Annotated in this window: 2 tRNA genes and 3 rRNA genes; all 5 read left to right on the top strand. The window is 36.9% G+C overall.

From position 1 onward, the window contains the following. Positions 1–1,315: 1,315 nt before the first annotated feature. The 5 genes from JG676_RS07475 to rrf all read left to right on the top strand — a co-directional run bounded on the left by JG676_RS07475 (position 1,316) and on the right by rrf (position 6,663). Positions 1,316–2,828, top strand: a 16S ribosomal RNA gene (locus tag JG676_RS07475). A 94-nt stretch (positions 2,829–2,922) separates the two neighbouring features. Continuing rightward, positions 2,923–2,998 (top strand) — tRNA-Ala (locus tag JG676_RS07470). A gap of 6 nt (positions 2,999–3,004) precedes the next feature. Next, a tRNA-Ile gene (locus JG676_RS07465) sits at positions 3,005–3,081 on the top strand. A 384-nt stretch (positions 3,082–3,465) separates the two neighbouring features. Then, positions 3,466–6,374: ribosomal RNA gene (locus tag JG676_RS07460) — 23S ribosomal RNA — on the top strand. A gap of 172 nt (positions 6,375–6,546) precedes the next feature. Beyond that, positions 6,547–6,663 (top strand): 5S ribosomal RNA (gene rrf / locus JG676_RS07455). The 16S, 23S and 5S rRNA genes sit together here with 2 tRNA genes alongside, the layout of an rRNA operon. The last annotated feature ends 695 nt before the right edge of the window (positions 6,664–7,358 follow it).

Here is a 7,358-nt window from a genome sequence, read left to right as displayed (position 1 = left end):
AACAACCAACCCATCTCATTTAAAAACACTTCAAAGCTTTGTTCTAAAATTTAAGCATAATCTATCAATGAAATTAAATTTTTAACACAGCTTTATATTTATCATTAAATTGTTTTTTATTTAGTTTAGTTTTAATTTTGGTTTATTTAATTAATTAATTAATTAAAAAGAATGTTTGATTTTTATAAATAAAATCTTTTATTATAAATTGGTAGTATTTTTTAATTTTTTTGCAATATTTTTTAATCTTTATAATAATTAAATAATTTATCATATTTATATCTTTTAATATTTTTATATATTTAAATATATTTTTTAAAATCTAATCTAACATTTAATAAAACAAATAACTAATCAAAGCAGACAATAATAACCTACCAAACCAATCTTAGTCAATAAACTAAATAAAAACCCAACTAAATAACCAAACCTTACTCACCCTACCAGCCAAATAAAATAAGATTTAAAATAAAATAAATAAAGTAGGTAATATCAAACCAACCAACCAAACAAAGTAAAACAAAAATTAAGTGAAATAAATTAAGTAAGTAATAAATAAATTAAGCAAGTAAATAAGTATAAATAAGATAAAACAATCAAATTATCAAGAGTCAATAAAGCAATTTAAATTAAATAAAGCCAACCAAACAAACTTACTAAACAAACCTACCAAATAATCTTAAAAACAAACCTAACAATCTAAACTAGCTTAACCAAATAAATCAAACAAAGCAGACAACAATCAACTTAACTAAATAATCCAACCAAACAAAAAGTAAAGTAAGAAAAATAAAGAAAGAAATAAAGAAAGTAAATTAAAGTAATAAATAAGCAAACAATTAAACAATATAGTAAAACAATTTTTTTACAATAAAAACTAAAACAATAAACAAATTAAAAAATCTAATTTTTTAATTTATAAATAAATATAAAAATTTAATAAATTTATTTATCCTTAAGCTTATTAGGAATATAATCTCATTTCTTTTTTACAATTTTACAAAAAAGCCTTAAAAGCGTTTTTTAAAATAATAAAAAAATAATTTTTGTATTAGAGATATTTTTAGTTTTATGAACATTTTATTTTTAAATGAGTAAAACTATAAATTGATATTTATTTAATCTTTAATTATTTTTTAAGTAAAAAAGTTTTGTTCTTTTAATTTAGTATTGTTTTCAAATCTTATAGTCAATCTTTGAAATCTAAATAAGTGATCGATTGAGCCAGATTATAATTTAAATATATTAAAAGATTAAAACTAGTTTTTAATCAATACTTTTTCTTTGAAGAAAAAGATTAAACTATCTATAAATTATTATGGAGAGTTTGATCCTGGCTCAGAGTGAACGCTGGCGGCGTGCCTAATACATGCAAGTCGAACGATGAAGCTTCTAGCTTGCTAGAAGTGGATTAGTGGCGCACGGGTGAGTAAGGTATAGTTAATCTGCCCTACACTGGGGGACAACACTTAGAAATGAGTGCTAATACCCCATACTCCTATTTAACACAAGTTGAGTAGGGAAAGTTTTTCGGTGTAGGATGAGACTATATAGTATCAGCTAGTTGGTAAGGTAATGGCTTACCAAGGCTATGACGCTTAACTGGTCTGAGAGGATGATCAGTCACACTGGAACTGAGACACGGTCCAGACTCCTACGGGAGGCAGCAGTAGGGAATATTGCGCAATGGGGGAAACCCTGACGCAGCAACGCCGCGTGGAGGATGACACTTTTCGGAGCGTAAACTCCTTTTCTTAGGGAAGAATTCTGACGGTACCTAAGGAATAAGCACCGGCTAACTCCGTGCCAGCAGCCGCGGTAATACGGAGGGTGCAAGCGTTACTCGGAATCACTGGGCGTAAAGGGCGCGTAGGCGGATTATCAAGTCTCTTGTGAAATCTAATGGCTTAACCATTAAACTGCTTGGGAAACTGGTAATCTAGAGTGGGGGAGAGGCAGATGGAATTGGTGGTGTAGGGGTAAAATCCGTAGATATCACCAAGAATACCCATTGCGAAGGCGATCTGCTGGAACTTAACTGACGCTAAGGCGCGAAAGCGTGGGGAGCAAACAGGATTAGATACCCTGGTAGTCCACGCCCTAAACGATGTATGCTAGTTGTTGGGATGCTAGTCATCTCAGTAATGCAGCTAACGCATTAAGCATACCGCCTGGGGAGTACGGTCGCAAGATTAAAACTCAAAGGAATAGACGGGGACCCGCACAAGCGGTGGAGCATGTGGTTTAATTCGAAGATACGCGAAGAACCTTACCTGGGCTTGATATCCTAAGAACCTTATAGAGATATGAGGGTGCTAGCTTGCTAGAACTTAGAGACAGGTGCTGCACGGCTGTCGTCAGCTCGTGTCGTGAGATGTTGGGTTAAGTCCCGCAACGAGCGCAACCCACGTATTTAGTTGCTAACGGTTCGGCCGAGCACTCTAAATAGACTGCCTTCGTAAGGAGGAGGAAGGTGTGGACGACGTCAAGTCATCATGGCCCTTATGCCCAGGGCGACACACGTGCTACAATGGCATATACAATGAGACGCAATACCGCGAGGTGGAGCAAATCTATAAAATATGTCCCAGTTCGGATTGTTCTCTGCAACTCGAGAGCATGAAGCCGGAATCGCTAGTAATCGTAGATCAGCCATGCTACGGTGAATACGTTCCCGGGTCTTGTACTCACCGCCCGTCACACCATGGGAGTTGATTTCACTCGAAGCGAGGATGCTAAAATAGCTACTTTCCACAGTGGAATCAGCGACTGGGGTGAAGTCGTAACAAGGTAACCGTAGGAGAACCTGCGGTTGGATCACCTCCTTTCTAGAGTACTAAAGTAATAAGTCTCACAACTATTACTTCAATCAAACTCAATCATCCTTGTTTAGATTTCAAAGATTGATGAAAAGCTAATTTTGGGGAATTAGCTCAGCTGGGAGAGCGCCTGCTTTGCACGCAGGAGGTCAGCGGTTCGATCCCGCTATTCTCCACCATTATAAGGGCCTATAGCTCAGCTGGTTAGAGTGCACCCCTGATAAGGGTGAGGTCACAAGTTCAAGTCTTGTTAGGCCCACCATGAGATTAAGATTTGAAAAAGGTTTAAATCTAAAGTAAGTATATTTATTTAATATTTTTAATATGCTTACTTTAGGTTTTACCTAAATGTTCTTTTACTTATCAATGTTAAGAGTCACAAGCAAGTTTTAAAAACAATTTTACTAAGCTTGTTAAAGAATAAGATTTTATATTTTTCTTTAGTATAGGTATTTTATGTATTTATATATAAGATATTATCTAAAGCTAAGTTTTAATATTTATTTTTAAGTATTAAATGCTTTCCGTCTTGAGTATAAAAGACTTATTGTAAAAACTTTAACAAGGAAGTGATGCGTTTTAGAATAAAGGTAAAGTTAGAATAATCTAACTTTTATGCGAAATCTTCTTTTATAAAGAAGTTAAAAGGTAAGCTACTAAGAGCGAATGGTGGATGCCTTGACTGGTAAAGGCGATGAAGGACGTACTAGACTGCGATAAGCTACGGGGAGCTGTCAAGAAGCTTTGATCCGTAGATTTCCGAATGGGGCAACCCAATGTATAGAGATATACATTACCTTAATAGGAGCGAACGAGGGGAATTGAAACATCTTAGTACCCTCAGGAAAAGAAATCAATAGAGATTGCGTAAGTAGCGGCGAGCGAAAGCGCAAGAGGGCAAACCCAGTGCTTGCACTGGGGGTTGTAGGACTGCAATATGTATAAAGAAAGCTTAGCAGAACATTCTGGAAAGTATAGCCATAGAGGGTGATAGTCCCGTATGCGAAAGGCTGACTTTAACTAGCAGTATCCTGAGTAGGGCGAAACACGTGGAATTTTGTCTGAAGCTGGGTCGACCACGATCCAACCCTAAATACTAATACCAGATCGATAGTGCACAAGTACCGTGAGGGAAAGGTGAAAAGAACTGAGGTGATCAGAGTGAAATAGAACCTGAAACCATTTGCTTACAATCATTCAGAGCCCTATGTAGCAATACAGGGTGATGGACTGCCTTTTGCATAATGAGCCTGCGAGTTGTGGTGTCTGGCAAGGTTAAGCACACGCGAAGCCGTAGCGAAAGCGAGTCTGAATAGGGCGCTTTAGTCAGATGCTGCAGACCCGAAACGAAGTGATCTATCCATGAGCAAGTTGAAGCTAGTGTAAGAACTAGTGGAGGACTGAACCCATAGGCGTTGAAAAGCCCCGGGATGACTTGTGGATAGGGGTGAAAGGCCAATCAAACTTCGTGATAGCTGGTTCTCTCCGAAATATATTTAGGTATAGCGTTGTGTCGTAATATAAGGGGGTAGAGCACTGAATGGGCTAGGGCATACACCAATGTACCAAACCCTATCAAACTCCGAATACCTTATATGTAATCACAGCAGTCAGGCGGCGAGTGATAAAATCCGTCGTCAAGAGGGAAACAACCCAGACTACCAGCTAAGGTCCCTAAATCTTACTTAAGTGGAAAACGATGTGAAGTTACTTAAACAACCAGGAGGTTGGCTTAGAAGCAGCCATCCTTTAAAGAAAGCGTAATAGCTCACTGGTCTAGTGATTTTGCGCGGAAAATATAACGGGGCTAAAGTAAGTACCGAAGCTGTAGACTTGACTTTGTCAAGTGGTAGGAGAGCGTTCTATTTGCGTCGAAGGTATACCGGTAAGGAGTGCTGGAGCGAATAGAAGTGAGCATGCAGGCATGAGTAGCGATAATTAATGTGAGAATCATTAACGCCGTAAACCCAAGGTTTCCTACGCGATGCTCGTCATCGTAGGGTTAGTCGGGTCCTAAGCCGAGTCCGAAAGGGGTAGGTGATGGCAAATTGGTTAATATTCCAATACCAACATTAGTGTGCGATGGAAGGACGCTTAGGGCTAAGGGGGCTAGCGGATGGAAGTGCTAGTCTAAGGTTGTAGGAGGTTATATAGGCAAATCCGTATAACAATACTCTGAGAACTGAAAGGCTCTTTGAAGTCTTCGGATGGATAGGAGAACCCCTGATGCCGTCGAGCCAAGAAAAGTTTCTAAGTTTAGCTAATGTTGCCCGTACCGTAAACCGACACAGGTGGGTGGGATGAGTATTCTAAGGCGCGTGGAAGAACTCTCTTTAAGGAACTCTGCAAAATAGCACCGTATCTTCGGTATAAGGTGTGGTTCGCTTCGTATTAGGATTTACTCCGAAAGCGAAGAAACTTACAACAAAGAGTCCCTCCCGACTGTTTACCAAAAACACAGCACTCTGCTAACTCGTAAGAGGATGTATAGGGTGTGACGCCTGCCCGGTGCTCGAAGGTTAATTGATGGGGTTAGCATTAGCGAAGCTCTTGATCGAAGCCCGAGTAAACGGCGGCCGTAACTATAACGGTCCTAAGGTAGCGAAATTCCTTGTCGGTTAAATACCGACCTGCATGAATGGCGTAACGAGATGGGAGCTGTCTCAAAGAGGGATCCAGTGAAATTGTAGTGGAGGTGAAAATTCCTCCTACCCGCGGCAAGACGGAAAGACCCCGTGGACCTTTACTACAGCTTGACACTGCTACTTGGATAAGAATGTGCAGGATAGGTGGGAGGCTTTGAGTAATAGACGCTAGTTTATTATGAGCCGTTGTTGAGATACCACTCTTTCTTATTTGGGTAGCTAACCAGCTTGAGTTATCCTCAAGTGGGACAATGTCTGGTGGGTAGTTTGACTGGGGCGGTCGCCTCCCAAATAATAACGGAGGCTTACAAAGGTTGGCTCATAGCGGTTGGAAATCGCTAGTAGAGTATAAAGGTATAAGCCAGCTTAACTGCAAGACATACAAGTCAAGCAGAGACGAAAGTCGGTCTTAGTGATCCGGTGGTTCTGTGTGGAAGGGCCATCGCTCAAAGGATAAAAGGTACCCCGGGGATAACAGGCTGATCTCCCCCAAGAGCTCACATCGACGGGGAGGTTTGGCACCTCGATGTCGGCTCATCGCATCCTGGGGCTGGAGCAGGTCCCAAGGGTATGGCTGTTCGCCATTTAAAGCGGTACGCGAGCTGGGTTCAGAACGTCGTGAGACAGTTCGGTCCCTATCTGCCGTGGGCGTAAGAAGATTGAAGAGATTTGACCCTAGTACGAGAGGACCGGGTTGAACAAACCACTGGTGTAGCTGTTGTTCTGCCAAGAGCATCGCAGCGTAGCTAAGTTTGGAAAGGATAAACGCTGAAAGCATCTAAGCGTGAAGCCAACTCTAAGATGAATCTTCTCTAAGCTCTCTAGAAGACTACTAGTTTGATAGGCTGGATGTGTAATGGATGAAAGTCCTTTAGCTGACCAGTACTAATAGAGCGTTTGGCTTATCTTAAATAAAGCATCACTTCCTTGTTAAGGTTTTTATGCCTTTAATGAGTAAGATTTTAAACTTGCTTTTAACATTGTTTTTTAAGTATTCTTAAAAAATAAATCCATTATTTAGTTTAAAAATAAAAATAAAAAAAATGGATTAATTACTTTTAAAAGAATATTTAAATAACAATGTCCGTGATTATACAGATATGGAAACGCCTTGCTCCATCCCGAACCAAGAAGCTAAGCATATCGTGGGTGATGATACTACGCCTTACTGGCAGGGGGAAAGTAGCTCATTGCGGACTTGTTAATTTATACTTCTTAATACTTCGATATATATTTTACTTCTAATTAAAAATGTTTTTTATTAGTAGGAATATCTTTTTATTTTTATAAATTATTAAAGCTTCTTTTAAAAATATCTATGTTTGATTTTTTATTTATTCATTAGCTTTTTATAGATAAAGGATAAAGTTTTTATTTATCTTTTAATTAAATTCTAAATTTAAAAAATTAAATTATAAGTATATAGCTTTAAAGATATATAAATAAAGATAAGTTAAATTAAATAAGCAATATCTAATTAAATAGTTATTAATAAATTTATTTAGACTTATTTATAAGTTTTTTAAAGTTTTAAATAAGGAATTAAAATAAATATTAAAATTGAAAGATTTATATATAAAAAATGATTGATTAAAAAATATATTTTTAATTATTCTTATTAATTTCTTTCTTAAGATAATAAAACAAATTAAATATTATTTTTATACTTAGAAAAGATAAAAAGTTATTTTTATTATTTAGCTTATTAAAATATTTGATAATTTAGATGTTTATTAAGAATAAAAGAAATTAAAGAATATGCTTTTTTAAATTAGATATTTTTTAATAAGAAGTAAAAGATATTTATTACATATTATTATAAAAACAAATAGTAAAAGATATCCATTTAAGTAAGTTAAGGTTATTATGTTAAATTAAAAAATGATATAAAAAG

It is taken from the genome of Campylobacter sp. 2018MI34, from assembly GCF_016598975.1.
Classification (GTDB): domain Bacteria; phylum Campylobacterota; class Campylobacteria; order Campylobacterales; family Campylobacteraceae; genus Campylobacter_D.
The sequence above is the reverse complement of the archived record's forward strand: the minus strand, read 5'-3'. Positions and strand labels throughout refer to the sequence as shown.